This is a genomic window from Streptomyces sp. WAC 04229 (genome assembly GCF_003947455.1).
Lineage (GTDB): Bacteria > Actinomycetota > Actinomycetes > Streptomycetales > Streptomycetaceae > Streptomyces.
The window spans coordinates 23283-45516 of the sequence record NZ_QHJH01000030.1 but is presented as its reverse complement, the minus strand read 5'-3'; the positions used below and the strand labels follow the sequence as shown (position 1 = coordinate 45516).

Here is a 22234-nt window from a genome sequence, read left to right as displayed (position 1 = left end):
CCTTGACCCACCCCACTTACATTCGGGCATAGAGGAAGAACGTTAACAAAATCGACTAAGCCTGTACTTACTTACTAAGTCAACACTTACTGGACGATCTTCGATGCCGGTGCAATCATGCGGCGCAACAGGCCAGTTCCCGTTTTAAGGAGCGTCAAGCGATGCAGGGCGACCCCGAGGTCATCGAGTTCCTGAATGAGCAGCTGACCGCCGAGCTCACGGCGATCAACCAGTACTTCCTGCACGCGAAGCTGCAGGACCACAAGGGCTGGACCAAGCTCGCGAAGTACACGCGCGCGGAGTCCTTCGACGAGATGCGCCACGCGGAGGTGCTCACCGACCGCATCCTGCTCCTGGACGGCCTGCCGAACTACCAGCGGCTCTTCCACGTGCGGGTCGGCCAGAGCGTGACCGAGATGTTCCAGGCCGACCGGGAGATCGAGATCGAGGCGATCGACCGGTTGCGCCGCGGCATCGAGGTGATGCGGGCCAAGCACGACGTGACGTCGGCCAACGTGTTCGAGGCGATCCTCGCCGACGAGGAGCACCACATCGACTACCTGGAGACCCAGCTCGACCTGATCGAGAAGCTGGGCGAGTCGCTGTACCTGTCGACGGTGATCGAGCAGTCCCAGCCCGACCCGTCCGGCCCCGGCTCGCTCTAGCAGCGCGGCCTACGGCCGGCTAGGCGGCTTCCGGCAGCTCGGCGAGTGCCGGTTCACCCTGGTCGGCCAGGCTCCGGCGGGGGCAGGCACCGCGCCCGAGCAGCGCCTGGATGCGCCGTACGCAGCCGCCGCAGTCGGTGCCGGCCTTGCAGGCGGACGCGATCTGCCGGGGCGTGCACGCACCGGCGCCCGCGTGGCTCTTCACCTGTTCCTCGGTGACACCGAAGCAGCTGCAGACGAACACGCGGTTCACCTCCCGGGCGGGGTACAAGGTCGTGCCGTACCGACGACCGGAGGGCCCGACTGATCGGTGAGGCAAACCTAACCTTACCCATCAGGCCAGGCCGGCAAAAGTGGAGGGGGCGCGGATCCCATGTGACCCGCGCCCCATTCCACCGCCCGTAAGGGGCGCAGCCTCACTGGTCCCGGTACATCTCCGCCACCAGGAACGCCAGGTCGAGCGACTGGCTGCGGTTGAGCCGGGGGTCGCAGGCCGTCTCGTAGCGCTGGTGCAGGTCGTCGACGAAGATCTCGTCGCCGCCGCCCACGCACTCGGTGACGTCGTCGCCGGTCAGCTCCACGTGGATACCGCCCGGGTGGGTGCCGAGCGCCTTGTGGACCTCGAAGAAGCCCTTGACCTCGTCGAGCACGTCGTCGAAGCGGCGCGTCTTGTGCCCGGAGGCCGCCTCGTAGGTGTTGCCGTGCATCGGGTCAGTGATCCAGGCCACGGTCGCGCCCGAGGCGGTGACCTTGTCCACCAGCTCGGGGAGCCGGTCGCGGATCTTGTCGGCGCCCATGCGGACGATGAAGGTCAGCCGGCCCGGCTCACGCTCCGGGTCGAGACGCTCGATGTACTGGAGCGCCTCCTCGGCCGTCGTCGTGGGGCCGAGCTTGATGCCGATCGGGTTGCGGATCCGCGAGGCGAACTCGATGTGCGCGTGGTCCAGCTGCCGGGTGCGCTCGCCGATCCACACCATGTGCCCGGAGACGTCGTACAGCTGCCCCGTGCGGGAGTCGACCCGGGTGAGGGCCGACTCGTAGTCGAGCAGCAGCGCCTCGTGCGAGGAGAAGAACTCGACGGTCTTGAACTCCTCCGGGTCGGTGCCGCAGGCCCGCATGAAGTTCAGCGCGCTGTCGATCTCCCGGGCCAGCTGCTCGTAGCGCTGCCCGGACGGGGAGGACTTCACGAAGTCCTGGTTCCAGGCGTGCACCTGGCGCAGGTCGGCGTAGCCGCCGGTGGTGAAGGCGCGCACCAGGTTCAGCGTGGAGGCCGAGGCCTGGTACATGCGCTTGAGGCGCTCGGGGTCCGGGATCCGGGCCTCTTCGGTGAAGTCGAAGCCGTTGACCGAGTCGCCGCGGTAGGTCGGCAGGGTCACGCCGTCGCGGGTCTCGGTCGGCTTGGAACGCGGCTTGGAGTACTGGCCGGCGATCCGGCCGACCTTCACCACGGGCACGGACGCGGCGTACGTGAGCACGGCGCCCATCTGGAGCAGTGTCTTCAGCTTGTTGCGGATGTGGTCCGCGGACACGCCGTCGAAGGCCTCGGCGCAGTCGCCGCCCTGGAGGAGGAACGCCTCTCCCTTGGCGACGGCCGCCATCCGGGCGCGCAGCTGGTCGCACTCGCCCGCGAAGACGAGCGGCGGATACGACTCGAGGTCCGCGATCACTGCGCGCAGAGCCTCGGCGTCGGGGTAGTCGGGCTGCTGCGCCGCGGGCAGGTCTCGCCAGGTGTTGCCAGCGCTCGGGCTGGTCTTAGCGTTCACGGTCACGGCGCCAAGACTACGGGGTCGAAGGGCGCTCCCGGCCCCATGCCCAGGGAGTGAGACACGCCGCACGCTCCGCGGACACCGGGCCATGGGGTACTCTTCCGCCCATGTTCACGCACTCGACCCAGAACTGGTGGTGGACCGCTCATCCGGCGGCCCGCTGACTGCGCGTGACGTAAGACTTCGCGAAGGCCGCCCGAGGGGCGGCCTTCGGTGTTTCCGCGACCGGGGTCCGTTCCTCTCTCCGACGAACCGAGAAGGACACGGACCCATGACACCGCTCGACGGCCTCCTGGCCGGCTCCCGCCCGTTCGCCCTGCTCCGCCGCCGCGCCCCGGGCCACGACCACGACACCGTGGAACTGCTGCTCGGCCCGGTGACCGAGCGCGACAGACTCGCCGACCTGCCCGACGAGGGGCTGGCGCTCGTCCCGTTCCGGCAGATCCGCGAGCGCGGCTTCGACGTCCGCGACGACGGCACACCGCTGCTCGTGCTGGCCCCCGAGGAGCGCTACGACATCCCGCTCGCCGAGGTCCTGGACCGGCTCCCCGCGCACGAGGTCCACGTCGAGGGCGGCGGTTTCGACGTCGGCGACGAGGAGTACGCGGAGATCGTCGGGCGTGTGCTGGAGGAGGAGATCGGGGCCGGCGAGGGCGCCAACTTCGTGATCCGGCGGACGTACGGGGGCCGGATCGCGGGGTTCGGGCGGGCCGACGCGCTGGCGCTGTTCCGGCGGCTGCTGGAGGGCGAGCGGGGCGCGTACTGGACGTTCGTCGTGCACACCGGGGACCGGACGCTGGTGGGTGCCAGCCCCGAAGTGCACGTGCGGATGTCCGGCGGCACGGTCGTCATGAACCCGATCAGCGGGACGTACCGCTACCCCGCCGGGGGACCGACACCCGAGCACCTGCTCCGCTTCCTCGCCGACGGCAAGGAGATCGAGGAGCTGTCGATGGTGGTCGACGAGGAGCTGAAGATGATGTGCACCGTCGGCGACATGGGCGGTGTGGTCGTCGGGCCGCGGCTGAAGGAGATGGCGCACCTCGCGCACACCGAGTACGAGCTGCGCGGCCGTTCCTCGCTGGACGCGCGGGAGGTGCTGAAGGAGACGATGTTCGCGGCGACGGTCACCGGCTCGCCGGTGCAGAACGCCTGCCGGGTGATCGAGCGGTACGAGTCCTTCGGGCGGGACGGTGTGGGGCGCGGCTACTACGCGGGGGCGCTGGCGCTGCTGGGGCGGGACTCCGGCGGCGCCCAGACCCTCGACTCCCCCATCCTGATCCGTACCGCCGACATCGACGCCGACGGGCGGCTGCGGGTGCCGGTCGGCGCCACGCTGGTGCGCGGCTCGGACCCGGCGGGCGAGGTCGCGGAGACCCACGCCAAGGCGGCCGGGGTCCTGGCGGCGCTCGGCGTACGCCCGTCCCGGCCGCGTGCTGAGGCGGGCGGGCCGAGGCTGGCCGACGACCCCCGGGTGCGGGCGGCGCTGGACGGGCGCCGGGCCTCGCTGGCCCCGTTCTGGCTGCGGATGCAGGAACCGGCCGACACGCTCACGGGGCACGCCCTGGTCGTCGACGGCGAGGACACCTTCACGGCGATGCTCGCCCACCTGCTCCGCTCCTCGGGGCTCGCGGTGAGCGTACGGCGGTACGACGAGCCGGGGCTGCGCGAGGCGGTGCTCGGGCACGAGGGGCCGGTGGTCCTGGGGCCGGGGCCCGGTGACCCGTCGGATGCCGACGATCCGAAGATGCGCTTCCTGCGCGCCCTGGCCGCCGAGGTGATCCGGGGCCACCGGCACGGTGTCCTCGGGGTCTGCCTCGGGCACGAGCTGATCGCGGCGGAGCTGGGTCTCGACATCGTCCGCAAGGAGGTGCCCTACCAGGGGGCGCAGACGGAGATCGACCTCTTCGGGCGGCGCGAGACGGTCGGCTTCTACAACAGCTTCACCGCGCACTGCGACGAAGCGACGGCCGCCGAGCTGGCCGCGCACGGCATCGAGGTGAGCCGCTCGGCGGGCGGTGAGGTGCACGCGCTGCGCGGGCCGGGCTTCGCCGGGGTCCAGTTCCACCCCGAGTCGGTGCTGACGCTGAACGGCGCCGCGATCGTGCGGGAGCTGGCCGGTCAGCTGCGCGGGACCAGCACGTTCTCCGAGCGGCGGCCCTCCCGGTAGTCGAGGACGTTGCGCGCCGTCGCGTCGACGATCTGGCCGACGGCGTCCTCGGTGTAGTACGCCTGGTGCGAGGTGACCAGGACGTTCGGGAAGGTGACGAGGCGGGCCAGGGTGTCGTCCTCGACGGGTTCCAGCGACTTGTCGAGGAAGAACAGGCCCGCCTCCGCCTCGTAGACGTCCAGGCCCACGCCCGCGAGGCGGCCCGCGCGCAGCTCGCCGACGAGCGCGGCGGTGTCGATCAGGCCGCCGCGGCTGGAGTTGACCAGGATGGCGTCGTCGCGCATCGCCTTGAGGGCGGCCGCGTCGATCAGGTGCCGGGTCTCGGCCATCAGCGGGACGTGCAGGGTGATCAGGTCGGACCGGGTGAGCAGCTCGTCCTTCGGGACGTAGCGCATGCCGAGTTCCGCGCAGGCGGGGTTCTCGGCGACGTCCCAGCCGAGCAGGCGCATGCCGAATCCGTGGGCGATCCGGGCGAAGGCCTCGCCGATCTTGCCGGTGCCGATGACACCGGCGGTGCGGCCGTGCATGTCCCGGCCCATCAGGCCGTGCAGGCGGAAGTCGAAGTCGCGGGTGCGGGTGGAGGCACGGACGATCCGGCGGTTGACGGCCATGGCCAGCGCCCAGGCGAATTCGGCGACCGAGTACGGCGAGTAGTACGACACCCTCGCCACGGTCAGGCCGAGCCGCTCGGCGGTGTCCAGGTCGATGTTGTTGAAGCCGGTGGAGCGCTGGGCCACCATCCGGGTGCCGCCGGCCGCGAGGATCTCCAGGACGCCCTCGCCGAGGTCGGCGTTGACGGAGGTCGAGATGATCTCGTGGCCGGCGGCGATGGGGGCGGTGTCCTCGTTGAGGAAGACGTCCAGGCAGCGGACCTCCTCGGCGTCGCGGAAGGCCCGCTCGATCAGGGGCTGCTCGTCGGCCTGGACGCCGAAGGCCAGGATCTCCATGACCGCTCCCCTTCCGGTGGACTCCGGGCCGAATATACGACTCGCTGCCCGGAGCCGCCGGTCGGCCGGTGGTCCCTCGGCCGGTCAGCCGAAGAAGACGCCCACCTCCTCGTACAGCTTCGGGTCGACGGTCTTCAGGCGGACCGTGGCGTCGGCGATCGGGACGCGGACGATGTCCGTGCCGCGCAGGGCGACCATCTTGCCGAAGTCGCCGTCGCGCACGCAGTCGATGGCGTGCAGGCCGAAACGGGTGGCGAGCCAGCGGTCGAAGGCGCTGGGCGTGCCGCCGCGCTGGACGTGGCCGAGGACGGTGGTGCGGGCCTCGTTGCCGGTGCGCTTCTCGATCTGCTTGGCCAGCCATTCGCCGACTCCGGACAGCCGGACGTGTCCGTAGGAGTCGAGCGACTCGTCCTTGAGCACCATGTCGCCGTCGCGCGGCATGGCGCCCTCGGCGACGACCACGATCGGCGCGTAGGACGCCCGGAACCGGGAGGTCACCCAGGCGCACACCTGCTCGACGTCGAAGCGCTGCTCGGGGATGAGGATGACGTTGGCGCCGCCGGCCAGGCCCGAGTGCAGGGCGATCCACCCCGCGTGCCGGCCCATGACCTCGACGACGAGAACGCGCATGTGCGACTCGGCGGTGGTGTGCAGCCGGTCGATGGCCTCGGTGGCGATGCCGACCGCGGTGTCGAAGCCGAAGGTGTAGTCGGTGGCGGACAGGTCGTTGTCGATGGTCTTGGGGACGCCGACGCAGGGCACGCCGTACTCGTCGGCGAGCCGGGTGGCGACGCCGAGGGTGTCCTCGCCGCCGATGGTGATGAGCGCGCCGACGTCGAGCTTGGCCAGGTTCTCCTTGATGCGCCGGATGCCCTGCTCCTGCTGGAGCGGATTGGTGCGCGAGGAGCCGAGGATGGTGCCGCCGCGGGGCAGGACGCCGCGGACGGCCGGGATGTCGAGGCGGACGGTGTCGCCCTCCAGGGGGCCGCGCCAGCCGTCCCGGAAGCCGGTGAACTCGTAGCCGTACTCCTGGACTCCCTTGCGGACGATGGCCCTGATGACGGCGTTGAGCCCGGGGCAGTCGCCGCCTCCGGTCAGTACTCCGACCTTCATCGCACAACCCCTTTGGGAGGGTGAGTGGTTGGGGCCACTGTCCCGCGTGGGGTCAGGCGTCGTCCAGACCGCGTTCTATCGCGTAGCGGACCAGCTCGACCCGGTTGTGCAGCTGGAGCTTGCCCAGGGTGTTCTGGACGTGGTTCTGCACGGTGCGGTGGGAGATCACGAGGCGCTCGGCGATCTGCTTGTAGCTCAGGCCCTTGGCGACCAGGCGCAGCACCTCGGTCTCCCGGTCGGTGAGCCGGGGCGCCCCGGGTTCGTCGGCGCCCGCGGCGGGGGCGGGTTCGGAGGCGAGGCGGCGGTACTCGCCGAGGACCAGGCCGGCCAGTCCCGGCGTGAACACCGGGTCGCCGACGGCCGTACGGCGCACCGCGTCCTGCAACTCCTCGGTGGACGCCGACTTCAGCAGGTAGCCGGTCGCGCCGGACTTCACCGCCTCCAGCACGTCGGCGTGCTCCCCGCTCGCCGAGAGGACGAGGACGCGCAGCCTCGGGTCGGCGCCGACGACCTCCTTGCAGACCTGGACGCCGGGCTTGCCGGGCAGGTTGAGGTCGAGGACGAGGACCTCGGGCGCGGTGGCCCGGGCGCGGCGCACCGCCTGCTCCCCGTCGCCCGCGGTGGCGACCACGTCGAAGCCGGACTCGGCCAGGTCCCGGGCGACCGCGTCGCGCCACATCGGGTGGTCGTCGACCACCATGACCTTGATCGGTTCCCGTCGTTCACTCACGGTCCGCTGCCTTCCCCCGGGCGGCGCCGCCGCCGGTTTCCTTCGGTGCCCTCAGTTCGACCTCCGTGCCCTGGCCGGGCACCGAGATCAGTTCTGCCGTGCCGCCGAGATCGCGCAGCCGGCCCCGGATCGACAGGGCCACCCCGAGCCGCCCCTCGCCCTCGGCCTCGGCGAGCCGCCCGTCCGGGATGCCCGGCCCCTCGTCGCGGACGGTGACGATCACCTCGCCGGGCTCGTCCTCGACCAGGATCCAGGCCCGCGCCCGCTCACCGACGTGCACGCGTACGTTGTCCAGGGCGGCTCCCACGGCCGCCGCCAGCTCCCGCGCCGCGGCCGGGGCCAGCGGGACGGGCGCGCCCGGCTCGGCGAGGTGCACGAGGGAACCGGCGTACGGGGCGAGCAGGGCCCGCAGGTCGACGGGGCCGTCCGGGTCCGCCGGTTCCGGTTCCTCGACCGCGCGGACGACCGCGCCCTCGGCGGTGTCCTCGGAGACGCGGGAGACCGGCACGAGGCCGCCGGAGACCAGGGTGCGCAGCGCCACCTCCTGCTCACCGGCCATCCGGCCCAGCTCGGCCGCCTCGCCGCCGATCACGGCGCCGCGCCGCTGCACCATGGCCAGCACCTGGAGGACGCTGTCGTGGATGTCCCGGGCGAGCCGTTCGCGTTCCCTGGTGGCCGCCTCGATCTCCAGGGCGCGGGCGAGGGTGCGCTCGGAGGCGCGGGCGACCTCGACGACGTAGCCGATGGCGATGGAGGCGACCCAGACGAGGATCACGTTGTGCACGGTGTCGCGGGCCGGGGTACCGCGTTCGACCAGGTTGGCGACGGCGACCAGGGTGGAGGCGGCGGCCGCCCAGCGCCAGCCGCCCTTGATGGCGAAGGCCAGGACGGAGCCGGCGGTCCATATCGACGGCAGGGTGGGGCCGCCGTCCATGACCCGCTCGTGGGCGTCGGCGAAGGGCGTGAGCAGGATGCCGGTGACCGCGATGGTGAGGTCGGCGGCGAGGAAGCGCTTGGTGCAGCTCGCGGCGCCCGCGACCTTCGGCAGGGTGGCCAGGGTCCAGACGAACAGGAGGGCGTAGTAGGCCACGGCGAGCCAGGGGCGGGTGAAGCCGGAGTAGGCGGTGGCGAAGAAGCCGATCGCGTACAGCATGGTCAGCACGCGGTAGCCGGCGAGCGCGCGCCACAGCGGCTGCTCGACCGACATCCGCATGACTCTCTCGCGCCTGGCCATGTCCCCCCTCCCCGGGCTGGCGGTCTCCCGGGCTAGGACCCGGCCGGGTTTTTCTCGGCCTTGTCGGCCTTCTCCGCCTTCTCCGCCTGGGCGAGTGCGGCCTTCGCCGCCTTGCCCGCCTCCTTCTCGGCCTTGGCCGCGTCCGCGATCTGCCGCTTCATCGCGGTCGCGTACATGTCGACGTACTCCTGGCCGGAGAGCTTCATGATCTCGTACATGACCTCGTCGGTCACCGCGCGGAGCACGAAACGGTCGTGCTCCATGCCCTGGTAGCGGGAGAAGTCCAGGGGCCGGCCGATGCGGATGCCGGGCCGCATCAGCTTCGGCATCACCTGGCCGGGCGGCTGGATCTTCTCGGTGTCGATCATGGCGACCGGGATCACGGGCGCGCCGGTGGCCAGCGCGACGCGCGCGAGCCCGCCCGGCTTGCCCCGGTAGAGACGGCCGTCGGGCGAGCGCGTGCCCTCGGGGTAGATGCCGAACAGCTCACCGCGCTCCAGGACCTCTATGCCGCTCCGGATGGCGGCCTCGCCGGCGCCGCGCACGCCCGAGCGGTCCACCGGGAGCTGGCCGACCCCCTTGAAGAACGCGGCGGTGAGCCGTCCCTTGACGCCGGGGGTGTTGAAGTACTCGGCCTTGGCGATGAAGGTCACTTTGCGGTCGAGGACGGCGGGCAGGAAGAACGAGTCGGAGAACGACAGGTGGTTGCTCGCCAGGATGGCGGGGCCGTCGGCCGGAATGTGCTCCAAGCCCTCCACCCAGGGCCGGAAGGCGAGCTTCAGCGAACCCCCGACGGTGACCTTCATCGCGCCGTACAACAACCGATTGCCTCCTGTGTCTGTGGGGCAGACCCTATCCCGGGGCACCGTCAATGGCCCCGACGGCCCTGGTCGGTGTCAGTACGGTCGCGTACGGTGAAGTACCCGCAAGCATCTGACGACAGGAGACCGAGACGTGTCGGTCCTGCCCGGAGCCGAGCCGTTCCGCCACGAGGGCGGGGAGACCGGCGTCCTCCTCTGTCACGGCTTCACCGGTTCCCCGCAGTCGCTGCGCCCCTGGGCGCGGTATCTCGCCGCCCGCGACCTGACCGTCGCGCTGCCCCTGCTGCCCGGGCACGGCACCCGCTGGCAGGACATGCAGGTCACCGGCTGGCAGGACTGGTACGCGGAGGTGGACCGCGAGCTGCGCGCCCTGCGCGAGCGCTGCGCGCGGGTCTTCGTGGCCGGTCTGTCGATGGGCGGCGCGCTGGCGCTGCGGCTCGCCGCCAAGCACGGGGACGCGGTCTGCGGCGTCATGGTCGTCAACCCGGCGAACCGGATGCACGGCGTGGCCCAGCACGCCCTGCCGGTCCTGCGCCATCTGCTGCCGGCGACGAAGGGCATCGCCAGCGACATCGCCAAGCCGCTCGGCTCGGAGCTGGGGTACGACAGGGTGCCGCTGCACGCGGCGCACTCGCTGCGCTCGTACTTCCGGCTCGCCGACGGCGACCTGCCGCAGGTGACGCAGCCGCTGCTGTTGCTGCGCAGCCCGCAGGACCACGTGGTGCCGCCGGCCGACTCGGCGCGGATCCTCGGCCGGGTGTCCTCCACGGACGTGACGGAGGTCCTGCTGGAACAGAGCTACCACGTGGCGACGTTGGACCACGATGCGGACCGGATCTTCGCGGAGAGCGTCGCGTTCATCGGCCGGCTCGCGCCCGGTTCCGTCAGGGAGCCGGAGCCCGGTCTCGGCAAGGAAGGGACGGCCGCAGGTGGCTGAGCACGACTCCGACCGCGAGGACCGCGAGGAGCGGGAGCGGGAGCACCCCGAGGGGCGGGAGCGCGCGGCGGACCGCGGGCCCGAGGAGCAGGGCGGCGTGCCCCTCGACGAGGACGCCGCCTGGGCCGCGATCGTCGCCGGGTACGGGGACGAGCCGCCGGACCCGCCGGGGGCGAAGCCGTTCAAGTCGGTCGAGGACCTGGCGCTCCTGGAGCCCGAGACGAACGACGAGAAGCCCGCGTCGGACCAGCCGTCCTCGGCCCGGCCGCTGGGCAGCTCCGTCGCGTTCGCGCCCGGCGTCGGTCCCCGCGACCACACGCCGGCCGAGCCGTCCGACGACGATCTCGACGAGGACGACGAGGGCCACTTCGTGCCGCCCGAGCCGCCGCCGCTGCCCGAGGCGGACCCCACCGCGAAGTTCGCCTGGCTGGGCGTGCTCGGCGGACCGGTGCTGCTTCTGCTGGCGGTGCTGTTCGGCTGGGACATGACCTGGTGGCTGACGACCCTCAGCATCGGCGGTTTCCTCGGCGGCTTCGCCACGCTGGTCATGCGGATGCGGACGGACGACGAGGACGACGACGATCCGGGGCGGGGCGCGGTGGTCTAGCCGACGCTCGGGCAGTGCCCGGGGTCAGGGCGTCGCGGGTACGCGGAGGGCGGTCAGGACCGGGAGATGGTCCGTGGCCGCCCTCAGGTCCGCCTCGGCCACCCCGGCGAGCCCCAGCGGCACCCCGCAGCCCAGCACCTCGACGCCCTCGGTGACGAAGACGGCGTCGATGCGGCGGTCGGGCGCCGTGGGTGTGAACGTGTACTCGCCGCCCCAGGGCGCGGCGGTCCAGCAGTCCCGCAACCCGTCGCCGAGGCGCCGGAAGGTGCGGCCGCCAGGGCGCTCGTTGAGGTCGCCGCCCGCGACCGCGTGCGGGACGTCCAGGGCGGCCAGCCGGTCGAGGAGCAGGCCCGCCTGCTCGTGGCGCTCCTCCGCCTCCAGGGACAGGTGGCAGCTCAGGACGGAGAGGCGGGCGCCGCCGAACCGGACCACGGCGGTGGCGAGGCCGCGCCGGTGCCGGCCGGGGGTGAGCGGGAGCAGTACGTCCTCGGTGCGCTCGACGGTGGCCCGCAGGGAGCACAGCAGCGCGGGGCCGGCCGCGGGGGCGCCGCCGGAGAGCAGCACCAGGCCGGAGGCGTCGGCGAGCCGGGTGAGCTTCTTGCGCCACCGGAAGAAGCGGGGGGCCTCCTGGAGGAGGACGAGGTCGGGGGCGCAGGCGGAGATGACGCGGGCGAGGGCGTCGGTGTCGTCGCGCATCGAGCGGATGTTGTAGCTGAGGACGCGGATGACGGCGGAACCGTCCGGTTCGGTGCGGGAGTTGGGGAGCGGGGGGAGGGATGTCGCCATGCGGTCAATTTACGGGACCGCGGATGGTGCGCCGGACAGCTCGGGGCGCGGGGTTCGTGGGCGACTGCCGGTTCGTCGTGGCTTGTCGCGCAGTTCCCCGCGCCCCTTGGGCGTACAGCAATCCTCGATCTACATGATCGGGTCGGGCTCCCGGGCCAGGTCGGCCGCGCCCACCAGGCCGGCCTTGTTGCCGAGTTGCGCGGCGACCACGTCGGCGACCGGGCGCCAGTTGCCGCCGACCAGCCAGCGCTTGTAGGACTTGCGGATCGGGTCGAGGACCAGGTCGCCCTCGTCGGAGAGGCCGCCGCCGACGATGAAGGCGGACGGGTCGAAGAGGGAGGCCAGGTCGGCGAGGCCGGCGCCGGCCCAGCGGGCCAGTTCCCGGTAGGAGTCGACGGCGACCGGGCAGCCCTGGCGGGCGGCCACGGAGATGTGCTTGCCCTCGATGCCCTCGGGGGTGCCGTCGCCGAGCGCGAGCAGCACCTCGGCGCGCTCGGGGGTGGCGTTGGCACGCTGCTTGGCGTACCTCACCAGGGCCCGCCCGGAGGCGTACTGCTCCCAGCAGCCCTGCGATCCGCAGCCGCACAGCAGGCCGTCCGGGACCATGCGGATGTGGCCGAACTCGGCGGCCACACCGAAGTGACCGCGGCGCAGCTTGTTGCCGATGATGATGCCGCCGCCGAGGCCGGTGCCGAGGGTGATGCAGATGACGTTGCGGTGGCCCTTGCCACCACCGAACTTGTACTCGCCCCAGGCGGCCGCGTTGGCGTCGTTCTCCACGACGACCGGGAGGCCGACGCGGGCCTCGACCTTCTCCTTGAGCGGTTCCTGGCGCCAGTCGATGTTGGGCGCGAAGTAGACCGTGGAGCGCTGGCGGTTGACGTATCCGGCGGCGCCGATGCCCACTCCGACGATCTCGTGCCCCACGCGTGCGCCCTCCACCGCGGAGGCGATGGCGTCCACGATGGCCTCGGGTGTGCTGGGGGTCGGCACCTTGTGGGTCGAGAGGATGTTGCCTTCCTCGTCGACCACGCCGGCCGCGATCTTCGTGCCGCCGATGTCGACGCCGATGGTGAGTCCCATGAATCCCTCAGTTCGGTCGAGCCCCGCTATGGGCAACCGTACCCGAGGCGGGGCTCAGTCCAGGTCGATGCGCTGGCCCGGACCGGTGCCCTCGTCGCCGTCGTCGCCGTCGCCGTCCCGGCGTTCGGCCTGGTCGCGGGGGTCGCGCGGGTCCTTGGCCGCGGCACTGCCGGTGGTCCAGCGGCGTTCCTGGTCCTGGACGGCGGAGCGGTAGGCGGCGAGGAGTTCGCCGCCTGCGGCCGCGAGGTGGTCGAAGACGTCCGGGTTGCGCTCGATGACCGGTTCGACGGCGGCCCTGGCCTGCTGGACGACCTGCCGGAACACCTGCTGGGCGGCGGGTCCGGCGACCTGGCCGAGCAGCGGGGACTGGAGGCCGGACAGCTTGTCCGCCACGGTGTCGACGAGCCGGCGCAGCTCCTCGGCGGCCGAGCCGGGAGGTACCCCGTACTCGGCACGGCGGCGGGCCTTCTCCGACTCCAGGTCCTCGGCGCACGCCGTCGCCCAGGCGTCGGCGTCGCCCGGTCGCGCGGCGTCGGCCCCGTCGGCCTCGTCGGGGCGGGGTGCCTCGGACGGGGGGAGCTTTTCGCTCATGACGGACTCCTGACTACGTTTCGTCCTTACGACGTTACCCGAACGGACTCGGGCCCCGTGGCGGGATCAGCGCCCCCGCGGCCACAGCTGCGGGTCCGGCGCGAACCGGACGGCGAGCGTGCCCTCCCGCAGCGCGGCCCCGTCGACGGTGCAGCGGCGCAGCGCGGACGGCAGCGCAACGATCCGGCGGAACGGCCCGGCGGCGACGACCAGTTCGTCCCCGCGGCGGACCAGGTCGAGTTCCTCGCGTACGGCGCCGGGCAGCGGGATGCGCCAGACCAGGACGCCGTCCTCGGCCAGCCGGTCGGTGACGGGCCACTCGACCGGGGCGACGGCCGGGCCGGCGCCCGGCGCGCCGAGCGCGGCGAGGTCGTCGGTGCCGCGCGGATCGCGGCCGAGGTGAGGGAGGGCCCGGACGTCGTACGTGCCCCGCCACTCCTCCAGCGTCTTGCGCTGCTGGGCGAGGGGGCCGGTGAGCCAGCTGTCGGCCGGGACCTCCTCGGGCAGCACGCGGTTGGCGACCAGCAGGTCGGTGCGCAGGCCGCGCAGGGCGAGGCCGAGGACGGTGGCGTGGACCGCGTCGGCGCCCGCCGGGCCCGGCTCGGCGACCAGCCGTACGACGGCGTTCCGGTCGGCGACGACGGCTTCGGCGGCGGCGAGTTCCAGGTCCCAGCGGGCCGCCGCCTCGTACAGCGCCTCGGCGGGCATGGGGACGCCCGCGAGCCTGCCGAGGACGGGGCGCAGGGCGCGGGCCGCCTGCCGCTCGGGGGGCAGCAGCCGGCGCAGGCAGCGGCGCAGCTCCTCGGGGGCGGCGAGCAGGGCGAGGGCGCGCGGGGCGGGCGGGAGGTCGACGACGAGGAGGTCGTGCCGCTCCGCGAGGGCGGCGTCGCGCAGGGCGCGCAGCAGGGCGAGTTCGTCGGCGCCGGGGAGGGGGGTGAGTTCCTCGGGGTCGAGGCGGGCGGCGCCGAGGAGGTCGAGGGCGGAGGAGGCGCGGTCCTGGAGCGCGGCGAGGCCGTCCCGGAACCCCTGGGCGGCGTCCGGCCGCCAGGCGGTGAGGTGGGGTTCGACGGACGTCGGCGCCGGGCCGGTGCGCACCCCGAGCGCGGCGCCGAGGGTGTCGTCGCGGTCGGTGCCGAGCAGCAGGGTGCGGGTGCCCTGCCGGGCGGCGGCGAGCGCGGTGGCGGCCGCGACGGTGGTACGGCCGCTGCCGCCGGGGCCTGTGATCAGGATGGTGCGCATGAGGCTGAACGGTACCCGCGCGGTCCGGCCCCGGGCCGCGTGACGCCGGGGTGGTTCGCGATTGCCCGCGGCTCGGCCGACGCTACTTCGCCGGGGTTTCCACTCGCTTCTTCAAGCCCGCCAGCGCGCGGTCGATGATGACCTTCTCGGCCTTGCGCTTGATCATGCCCAGCATCGGGATCTTGACGTCGACGGTGAGCCGGTAGGTGACCTCCGTGCCCGTGCCCGCCGGGCGGAGCAGGTAGGAGCCGTCGAGTGAACGCAGCATCTGCGACTTCACCAGCGTCCAGGACACCTCGTGCTCGCCGGTCCAGGTGTACGCCAGCGTCTGGTCGTCCTTGATCGCACCGGCGTCCATGACCAGCCGGACCTGTTCGGCGCGTCCCTGGGCGTCGCTGGCGAGGACCTCGGCCTCCTTCACCTCGCCGGTCCAGTCCGGGTAGCGGGCGAAGTCCGCGATCACCGACATGACGTCGGCGGGTGCCGCCTCGATGGTGATGCTCGAGCTGGTGTGTTCCGCCATCGCCGTGGCTCCTCCGGATGCGGGCCGGTACAGGTGTCGTGGTGAGTCGTCTTGTGGTCGCGTGCGCCCGTGGCGCACACGTGTGTGCCGCGTGAAGGCTATCGCGCACGGACGCCGCGACGGTCACCACCTGCCTGTGCGGCCCCGGTCGGAAAAATCACCACTCCAGCACCCACGGCCGCCCGGTCGAGGCGAAGTGGCCGACGTTCACGCACTCGGTGGCGCCGATGCGCATGCGGCGGGCCAGCGGCTGGTGCACGTGCCCGAACAGCGCGTACCGGGGCCGGGTCCGCCGGATCGCGTCCAGCAGCGCCCGGCTGCCCCGTTCGAAGCGCCGCGCCACCGTGTCGTAGACCAGGTCCGGCACCTGCGGCGGGATGTGGGTGCACAGCACGTCCACCTCGCCGACGGCCTCGATCTTCGCGGCGTACTCCTCGTCGCTGATCTCGTACGGCGTGCGCATCGGGCTGCGCAGGCCGCCGCCGACGAAGCCGAAGACCCGGCCGCCGATCTCCACCCGCTCCCCGTCGAGCACGGTCGTGCCGGGGCGGGCGTACTCGGGCCACAGCGGCGGCACGTCGACGTTGCCGTAGGTGGCGTACGTCGGGGTGGGGAAGGCGGCGAACAGCTCGGCGTACTGCTTGCGCACCGCCCCCTCGATCAGCTTCGAGCGGTCCCCGCCGACGCCCGCCCACAGCCCCGCCCCGAACTCCCGCGCCTCGGCGAAGCGGCGGGCGGTGCGCAGCTCGACGATGCGGTCGGCGTTCGCGACGCCGAACAGTTCGGGGAAGATGCCGCGCGAGTGGTCGGCGTAGTCGAGGAAGAGGACCAGGTCGCCGAGGCAGATCAGGGCGTCGGCGCCCTCGCCGGCCCTGGCCAGGTCGCGGGCGTTGCCGTGCACGTCGCTGACCACGTGGACGCGCGTGCTCGTGTTACGGGCCGGTGTGGGTGCCATGGTGATCAAGCGTAAGCAGCGCGCGCCTCTTGTGAACAGTGGCGGTCGGACCTGCGGTTACTGGCTGGTCGGTTGATCCGTCGACTACTGTGCGCAAAGGAAACCCCATCCGTGTGACGCGTCGAACATCTCGCGGGGACCCCCTGTCGGAGAACGCATACCGACGGGTAACGTCCGGGCAGTCCAGTCGTGCTCAGGATTTCAACCACCTCCCGAGCACCAGCCCGAGCCTTGGACCGCACCGTCGCATCACACAGTGTCGTGGCGCCGGCGCCCTATGAGGAGCAGCAGTCTTGCGCGAGTTCAGCCTTCCGGCCTTGTACGAGGTCCCCGCGGACGGAAACCTGACCGACATCGTCCGCAGAAACGCCGCGCAGCATCCCGACGTCGCCGTCATCTCCCGCAAGGCGGGCGGCGCCTGGCAGGACGTGACCGCCCGCGACTTCCTCGCCGAGGTGCACTCCGCCGCCAAGGGCCTGATCGCGTCCGGCGTGCAGCCGGGCGACCGGGTCGGCCTCATGTCCCGCACCCGCTACGAGTGGACGCTGCTGGACTTCGCCATCTGGAGCGCGGGCGCGATCACCGTGCCGGTGTACGAGACCAGCTCGCCGGAGCAGGTGCAGTGGATCCTGAGCGACTCGGGGGCCACCGCCTGCGTCGTGGAGTCGGCCGGGCACTCGGCCGTCGTCGAGTCGGTGCGCGAGGCGCTGCCCGCCCTCAAGAACGTCTGGCAGATCGACGCCGGCGCCGTGGAGGAACTGGGCCGCCTCGGCCAGGACGTCACCGACCGCGCCGTCGAGGAGCGCGGCTCGATCGCGAAGGCCGACGACCCCGCGACCATCGTCTACACCTCCGGCACCACCGGCCGCCCCAAGGGCTGCGTCCTCACCCACCGCAGCTTCTTCGCCGAGTGCGGGAACGTGGTCGAGCGCCTGCGCCCCCTGTTCCGCACCGGTGAGTGCTCCGTCCTCCTCTTCCTGCCCCTCGCGCACGTCTTCGGGCGGCTGGTGCAGGTCGCGCCGATGATCGCGCCGATCAAGCTGGGCTGCGTCCCCGACATCAAGAACCTCACCGACGAGCTGGCCGCCTTCCGGCCGACGCTGATCCTCGGTGTGCCGCGCGTCTTCGAGAAGGTCTACAACTCGGCGCGCGCCAAGGCGCAGGCCGACGGCAAGGGCAAGATCTTCGACAAGGCGGCGGACACCGCCATCGCGTACAGCCGGGCGCTGGACACGCCGTCGGGTCCGTCCGTCGGCCTGAAGATCAAGCACAAGGTCTTCGACCGGCTCGTCTACGGCAAGCTGCGCACGGTACTCGGCGGACGCGGCGAGTACGCCATCTCCGGCGGCGCGCCGCTCGGCGAGCGGCTCGGCCACTTCTTCCGCGGCATCGGCTTCACGGTCCTGGAGGGCTACGGCCTGACCGAGTCCTGCGCCGCCACCGCCTTCAACCCCTGGGACCGGCAGAAGATCGGCACGGTCGGTCAGCCGCTGCCGGGCTCCGTGGTGCGCATCGCGGACGACGGCGAGGTGCTGCTGCACGGCGAGCACCTGTTCAAGGAGTACTGGAACAATCCGGGCGCGACCGCCGAGGCGCTGGCCGACGGCTGGTTCCACACCGGTGACATCGGCACCCTCGACGAGGACGGGTACCTGCGGATCACCGGCCGCAAGAAGGAGATCATCGTCACCGCCGGCGGCAAGAACGTCGCCCCGGCCGTGATCGAGGACCGCATCCGCGCGCACGCGCTGGTCGCGGAGTGCATGGTGGTCGGCGACGGGCGGCCCTTCGTGGGCGCGCTGGTCACCCTCGACGAGGAGTTCCTCGGACGGTGGTGCGCGGAGCACGGCAAGCCGGCCGGCTCCACGGCGGCGTCGCTGCGGGACGACGCGGAACTGCTCGCCGAGATCCAGTCGGCGATCGACGACGGGAACTCGGCGGTCTCCAAGGCGGAGTCGGTGCGGAGGTTCCGGGTGCTGGGGGCTCAGTTCACCGAGGACTCCGGGCACTTGACGCCGTCGTTGAAGCTGAAGCGGAATGTTGTCGCCAAGGATTACGCGGGGGAGATCGAGGCGATCTACGCCAAGTGAGGGCGCCTGGTGGGGTGCCGCTTCGGCGCCGTGGGCGGGCGCGGGTTCGCTGTGGCTGGTCGCGCAGTTCCCCGCGCCCCTGAAGGGCGCGCAGTCATCCCGCGCTACAGCAGCGCCTTCAGGTGTTCCGCCAGCAGGTCCCAGCGCCACTTCTCCTCGACCCAGGCACGGCCCCGCTCCCCCATGCGCCGGCGGAGTTCGGGGTCGGCCAGCAGGGTGGTGACGCGGTCGGCCGTGTCGTCGTGCGAGCCGCCGCGGACCACCCAGCCCGTCTCCCCGTCGAGTACCGCGTCCGGGGCGCCGCCGGAGTCGCCGGCGACGACGGGGAGGCCGGTCGCGGAGGCTTCCAGGTAGACGATGCCGAGGCCCTCGACGTCGAGGCCGCCACGGCGGGTACGGCAGGGCATGGCGAAGACGTCGCCGGCACCGTAGTGCGCGGGCAGCTCGGACCACGGCACGGCGCCCGTGAAGTGCACGGAGGCGGCGACGCCGGTGTCCTCGGCGAGGCGGCGCAGGTCCTTCTCGTAGGGGCCGCCGCCGACGATCAGCAGGACGGCGTCCGGCTCGGCGGCGAGGATGCGGGGCATGGCCCGGATCAGGGTGTCCTGGCCCTTGCGCGGGACCAGGCGTGAGACGCAGACCACGACGGGGCGCTCGGTCAGCCCGAGGCGGGCGCGGACCTCGTCGCCGCCGCTGCCCGGGTGGAAGGTCTTCTCGTCGACGCCCGGCGGCAGCTGCGTCATCCGTGCGGCGGCCGCCGGGGTGAGCGCGTCCGCTATGCGTGAGCGCGTGTACTCGCCGAGGTAGGTGATGGTGTCGGTCGACTCCCCGATACGGCGCAGCAGCTGCCGGGCGGCGGGCAGCTGGGCCCAGCCCGCCTCGTGGCCGTGGGTGGTGGCGACGAGGCGCTCGGCGCCCGCCCGGCGCAGCGCCGGTGCCATCAGGCCGAGGGGTGCCGCCGCGCCGAACCACACCGACGTGCAGCCGTGCTCGCGGAGCAGTCCGGCCGCGCGCCGGGTCGCGCCCGGCGTCGGCAGCAGCATCGTCGTACGGTCCCGTACGACGGTGAAGGGCTGCTCGGCGTCGAAGGCGGCGGTGGCCTCGACGCCCTCGCGGCTCCGCTTCCAGGTGGAGGCGTAGACGACCAGCCGCTCGGGGTCCAGGCGCAGCGCCATGTTGTGCAGGAAGGCCTGGATGCCGCCCGGACGGGGCGGGAAGTCGTTCGTCACGATCAAGGTCTTGCGCACGCCGCCGACCCTACCGAACCCTCCGCGCGGGCCGGGGCCCGGCCGCGTCCTGTGGCAGACGCACAGGTGCCCGGGTCATCATGGCCGCACCGGCAGGGCGGACGCGGACGGGCAGGGAGCACGTGGAGACGAGGGACGAGGGGCGGTCACCGCGGTGGCTGCTGACGGCCTGGGGCGCCACACGGCTGTTGCTGCTGCTGTTCGTGCTCAAGGTGCTGGTCTTCCCCGGTCCGGACGTCACCAGCGACGTGTCCGTCATCTACCGGGGCTGGTGCGAGATCCTGCGCACCGGAACGTTTCCGCTGGACGACGTCACCTGGCAGTACCCGCCGGCGGCGGCCTTCGCGGTCCTCTCCCCCGGGCTGCTGCCCTTCCTGACGTACGCCACGGCCTTCTTCGTCCTGGCCTGTGCCGTGGACCTGACGGTGCTGGCGCTGCTGCGGCACGCGGGCCGGGGCGCGGGGCGCTCGCCGCGCGGGGCGTGGGTGTGGGTGGTGGGCGTGCCGCTGCTGGGCCCGCCGGTGTCCGCCCGCTACGACGTGATGGTCACCGCCGTCGCGGTGGCCGCACTGCTGGCCGCGGGGCGGCATCCGAGGGTGGCGGGGGCCCTGGCGGCGCTCGGGGCGCTGCTGAAGGTCTGGCCGGCGCTGGTGCTGCTCGGGATGCGGGGCCGTGGGCCGTGGGTCGCGGCCGCGGTGAGCGGGGCGGGGCTGGCCGCGCTGTTCGTGGTGACGATGCCGGGGGCGTTCGCGTTCCTGACGTTCCAGAGTGAGCGGGGCACCGAGGTGGAGTCGCTGGGGGCGCTGGTGTTCCACGTCGCCCGGCACTTCGGCTGGCGGGGCGAGGTGCTGCTGAACTACGGCTCGGTGGAGTTCCTCGGCCCGTACGTGGGCGCGGTGAGCACGGTGGCCCTGGTGCTGAGCGCGCTCGGCTTCGGCTGGCTGCTGCTGTGGCGGCTGCGCGCGGCCCGGTTCGCGGCGCACACGGCGGCGGACGCGGCCTTCGTGGCGGTGCTGGTCTTCACGGTCACGAGCCGGGTGATCAGCCCGCAGTACATGGTGTGGCTGGTCGGCCTCGCGGCGGTCTGCCGGTGCTACCGGGCGACCCGGATGCGGGTGCCGGCCGCGCTGGTGCTGGCGGCGACCCCGGTGACGGCGCTGGAGTTCCCGGTCCTGTTCGCCGACGTCGTGGCGAGCACGCCTGTCGGCATCGCGCTCCTGGCCGTGCGCAACGGCCTGCTGGTGGCCGCCGCCCTGATCGGGGCCCGTGCCCTGTGGCACGACACCCGGCGACGCACTCCCGCCGCCCGGAGCGAAGGGCTCACCACGACTCGCCCCACGGACACACCCGCCATCGCACCGTGACACCGCGCGGCACCCCCGCTCCCGTGTCCCGCCGCCCCCGGGGCCAGGACGCCTAGGCCCGCAATCGACCCGCAGACCCTTCCGCCATCGCACCGGGCCCGCGCGGCGTCCTCGACCACACCCACCACCCACCGAGCCGGGAGTCTCAGCCCAGCACGCTCCGCACGTACTCCCGCCAGCGTGCCGTGAAGTCCTCGGGTGTCGTCCCGAGGGTCTCGTCCATGGCCGCCTCCACCGCGCCCGCGCGCTCGTCGTGGGTGCCCACGGCGCGGTAGAACGCGTCCAGGCGGTCCTCGCCCCACTGATCGGCGATCATGCGGCAGGCCAGCCAGCCGCCCTCGTAGGCGCGGGCCAGTTCGTCGGCGTCGGCGGTGAAGCCGAAGTCCTCGTCCGTCGGCAGTGCGCCGGGCACCCGGCCCTCGGACACCTCGCCGCGCAGTTCGGGAGCGGCCTCGTCGGGGTCGCGGTCGGTGCCCCGGTAGCCGACCCAGTCGGCGTAGCCCTCGGAGAGCCACAGCGGGGTGGCGGCGGTGGTGTCGGCGCGGGTGGCGACGTGGGTGGTCTCGTGGGTGAGCACGACCTGCCTGCCGAGGCTGCCGAGCAGCCCGTACGCGTCGGGGTTGACGATGATCCGGTCCGCCGGGGCGTGCTCCCGGCCGCCCGTCTCCCCCGTGGTGACCGCGGCGATGCCCCGGTAGGAGGAGGCGGGCGAGCCCAGCAGGCCCGCCATGCCCTCCACGGACCGGGGGACGAGCACGACGACCCGGCGGGCCCAGTCGCCGTCCCAGGCGTCGGAGACGGCGGGCACCGCCCGGTCGGCGAGGCCGGCGAAGGCGCGCAGTGCGCCGGCGGACTGCCCGACGCCGAGCACCAGGCTGTGCGTGCCGCGCACCACCTGAACCGTGCCCTGGTCCCAGGGCTGCTGGCCGGACTCCTCGGCGGGCCGCTCGGAGTCGACGGCCCACTCCCCGTCCGCGCCGTCCCGGCTCAGCGCGACGGTGCGGTTCGCGGTGACGGCGCCCCGGTCGTAGCCGTCGACGCGGTAGCGCAGCTCGACCTCGGCGGTGGCGGTGTCGACGCCGCGGTCCACGTCGGTCACCCGGTACGACCAGTCGGCCAGCGGAATCGCGCTCAGGTTGCCGTAGCCGGTCCCGGTGCCCGTACGGGCGTAGGCGGCCCGGTCGTGGCCGAGGACGGCCGCCGCGCGCCGGTCCAGCACCTTCTGCACCTCGGCCCGCACCGGGTCGGCGGTGACCCTGCCGCCGCAGGCCACGAGGGCGACCAGCAGCAGGCACAGCGCCACCACCGAGGAACCCGACACCCGCGATCGACCAGCCACCTTCCCGATCGTACGGGCGCGTGGCGG

At 72.8% G+C, this 22234-nt stretch carries 22 protein-coding genes; 7 read left to right on the top strand and 15 right to left on the bottom strand.

The window, feature by feature from the left end; all coding sequences use genetic code 11:
* The first annotated feature begins 161 nt into the window (after positions 1 to 161).
* Positions 162 to 665 carry a bacterioferritin gene (bfr, locus tag DMH12_RS11705; RefSeq protein WP_125491502.1) on the top strand — a complete coding sequence of 168 codons (504 nt, stop codon included), beginning with the start codon at positions 162 to 164 and terminating at the stop codon, positions 663 to 665.
* 19 nt (positions 666 to 684) lie between these two features.
* Here bfr and DMH12_RS11700 read toward each other — a convergent pair whose 3' ends face one another.
* Both DMH12_RS11700 and DMH12_RS11695 read right to left on the bottom strand, forming a co-directional pair.
* On the bottom strand, positions 685 to 918 hold the full coding sequence (locus DMH12_RS11700; protein ID WP_185832270.1) for a bacterioferritin-associated ferredoxin: 234 nt from the start codon (positions 916 to 918) through the stop codon (positions 685 to 687).
* A 163-nt stretch (positions 919 to 1081) separates the two neighbouring features.
* Entirely contained in the window at positions 1082 to 2434 is a 1353-nt protein-coding gene (locus DMH12_RS11695; protein ID WP_125491500.1) for a class II 3-deoxy-7-phosphoheptulonate synthase, read from the bottom strand.
* Positions 2435 to 2538: 104 nt separating this feature from the next.
* Between DMH12_RS11695 and DMH12_RS40465 the strand changes: the two genes are divergently transcribed.
* Both DMH12_RS40465 and DMH12_RS11685 read left to right on the top strand, forming a co-directional pair.
* A complete protein-coding gene (locus tag DMH12_RS40465; protein WP_365642079.1) occupies positions 2539 to 2595 on the top strand; it encodes a trp operon leader peptide in 57 nt (18 codons plus the stop codon).
* 107 nt (positions 2596 to 2702) lie between these two features.
* Positions 2703 to 4601, top strand: a complete 1899-nt coding sequence (locus tag DMH12_RS11685) for an anthranilate synthase family protein (RefSeq protein ID WP_125491498.1) — start codon at positions 2703 to 2705, stop codon at positions 4599 to 4601.
* On the opposite strand, the gene DMH12_RS11680 is transcribed toward DMH12_RS11685, so the two are convergent.
* The 5 genes from DMH12_RS11680 to DMH12_RS11660 all read right to left on the bottom strand — a co-directional run bounded on the left by DMH12_RS11680 (position 4553) and on the right by DMH12_RS11660 (position 9431).
* On the bottom strand, positions 4553 to 5548 hold the full coding sequence (locus DMH12_RS11680) for a 2-hydroxyacid dehydrogenase (protein WP_125491497.1): 996 nt from the start codon (positions 5546 to 5548) through the stop codon (positions 4553 to 4555). The two genes, DMH12_RS11685 and DMH12_RS11680, sit on opposite strands and share 49 nt — an antisense overlap.
* 84 nt (positions 5549 to 5632) lie before the next feature.
* Entirely contained in the window at positions 5633 to 6661 is a 1029-nt protein-coding gene (locus tag DMH12_RS11675; RefSeq protein ID WP_125491496.1) for a 6-phosphofructokinase, read from the bottom strand.
* Positions 6662 to 6713: 52 nt separating this feature from the next.
* Complete coding sequence (locus DMH12_RS11670; protein WP_125491516.1) at positions 6714 to 7361, bottom strand: response regulator transcription factor; 648 nt, start codon at positions 7359 to 7361, stop codon at positions 6714 to 6716.
* A gap of 22 nt (positions 7362 to 7383) precedes the next feature.
* Complete coding sequence (gene macS, locus DMH12_RS11665; RefSeq protein ID WP_125491495.1) at positions 7384 to 8625, bottom strand: MacS family sensor histidine kinase; 1242 nt, start codon at positions 8623 to 8625, stop codon at positions 7384 to 7386.
* 32 nt (positions 8626 to 8657) lie between these two features.
* A complete protein-coding gene (locus tag DMH12_RS11660; RefSeq protein ID WP_185832269.1) occupies positions 8658 to 9431 on the bottom strand; it encodes a 1-acyl-sn-glycerol-3-phosphate acyltransferase in 774 nt (257 codons plus the stop codon).
* Between the two features lie 148 nt (positions 9432 to 9579).
* On the opposite strand from DMH12_RS11660, the gene DMH12_RS11655 reads away from it, so the two are divergent.
* The gene (locus DMH12_RS11655; protein ID WP_125491493.1) at positions 9580 to 10383 is read left to right on the top strand and encodes a carboxylesterase; all 804 of its coding nucleotides are present in this window, start codon (positions 9580 to 9582) and stop codon (positions 10381 to 10383) included.
* Complete coding sequence (locus DMH12_RS11650) at positions 10376 to 10990, top strand: hypothetical protein (protein ID WP_125491492.1); 615 nt, start codon at positions 10376 to 10378, stop codon at positions 10988 to 10990. Before DMH12_RS11655 ends, DMH12_RS11650 begins: the two co-directional genes overlap by 8 nt.
* A gap of 24 nt (positions 10991 to 11014) precedes the next feature.
* On the opposite strand, the gene DMH12_RS11645 is transcribed toward DMH12_RS11650, so the two are convergent.
* From DMH12_RS11645 to DMH12_RS11620, 6 genes are all read right to left on the bottom strand, one after another.
* Positions 11015 to 11776 carry an endonuclease/exonuclease/phosphatase family protein gene (locus DMH12_RS11645; RefSeq protein WP_125491491.1) on the bottom strand — a complete coding sequence of 254 codons (762 nt, stop codon included), beginning with the start codon at positions 11774 to 11776 and terminating at the stop codon, positions 11015 to 11017.
* A gap of 129 nt (positions 11777 to 11905) precedes the next feature.
* The gene (locus DMH12_RS11640; protein WP_122614970.1) at positions 11906 to 12859 is read right to left on the bottom strand and encodes an ROK family glucokinase; all 954 of its coding nucleotides are present in this window, start codon (positions 12857 to 12859) and stop codon (positions 11906 to 11908) included.
* A 54-nt stretch (positions 12860 to 12913) separates the two neighbouring features.
* Positions 12914 to 13450, bottom strand: coding sequence for a DUF5304 domain-containing protein (locus DMH12_RS11635; RefSeq protein ID WP_125491490.1), 537 nt, complete (start codon positions 13448 to 13450; stop codon positions 12914 to 12916).
* A 66-nt stretch (positions 13451 to 13516) separates the two neighbouring features.
* Positions 13517 to 14689: an ArsA family ATPase gene (locus DMH12_RS11630; protein WP_125491489.1), complete on the bottom strand. Its 1173-nt coding sequence runs from the start codon at positions 14687 to 14689 to the stop codon at positions 13517 to 13519.
* 82 nt (positions 14690 to 14771) lie between these two features.
* A complete protein-coding gene (locus tag DMH12_RS11625) occupies positions 14772 to 15212 on the bottom strand; it encodes an SRPBCC family protein (protein WP_122614973.1) in 441 nt (146 codons plus the stop codon).
* Between the two features lie 157 nt (positions 15213 to 15369).
* Positions 15370 to 16167, bottom strand: coding sequence for a metallophosphoesterase (locus DMH12_RS11620; protein WP_122614974.1), 798 nt, complete (start codon positions 16165 to 16167; stop codon positions 15370 to 15372).
* 293 nt (positions 16168 to 16460) lie between these two features.
* Here DMH12_RS11620 and DMH12_RS11615 point away from each other — a divergent pair, with 293 nt between their 5' ends.
* Positions 16461 to 18257 (top strand): long-chain fatty acid--CoA ligase, encoded by a 1797-nt coding sequence (locus DMH12_RS11615; protein ID WP_125491488.1) that lies wholly within the window; start codon positions 16461 to 16463, stop codon positions 18255 to 18257.
* A 104-nt stretch (positions 18258 to 18361) separates the two neighbouring features.
* On the opposite strand, the gene DMH12_RS11610 is transcribed toward DMH12_RS11615, so the two are convergent.
* Entirely contained in the window at positions 18362 to 19504 is a 1143-nt protein-coding gene (locus DMH12_RS11610; protein WP_125491487.1) for a glycosyltransferase family 4 protein, read from the bottom strand.
* 122 nt (positions 19505 to 19626) lie between these two features.
* Here DMH12_RS11610 and DMH12_RS11605 point away from each other — a divergent pair, with 122 nt between their 5' ends.
* Positions 19627 to 20868 (top strand): glycosyltransferase 87 family protein, encoded by a 1242-nt coding sequence (locus DMH12_RS11605; RefSeq protein WP_125491515.1) that lies wholly within the window; start codon positions 19627 to 19629, stop codon positions 20866 to 20868.
* Between the two features lie 145 nt (positions 20869 to 21013).
* Here the strand turns inward: DMH12_RS11605 and DMH12_RS11600 are convergent, their stop codons facing one another.
* Positions 21014 to 22207, bottom strand: a complete 1194-nt coding sequence (locus tag DMH12_RS11600) for a hypothetical protein (protein WP_185832263.1) — start codon at positions 22205 to 22207, stop codon at positions 21014 to 21016.
* Between the last annotated feature and the right edge of the window lie 27 nt (positions 22208 to 22234).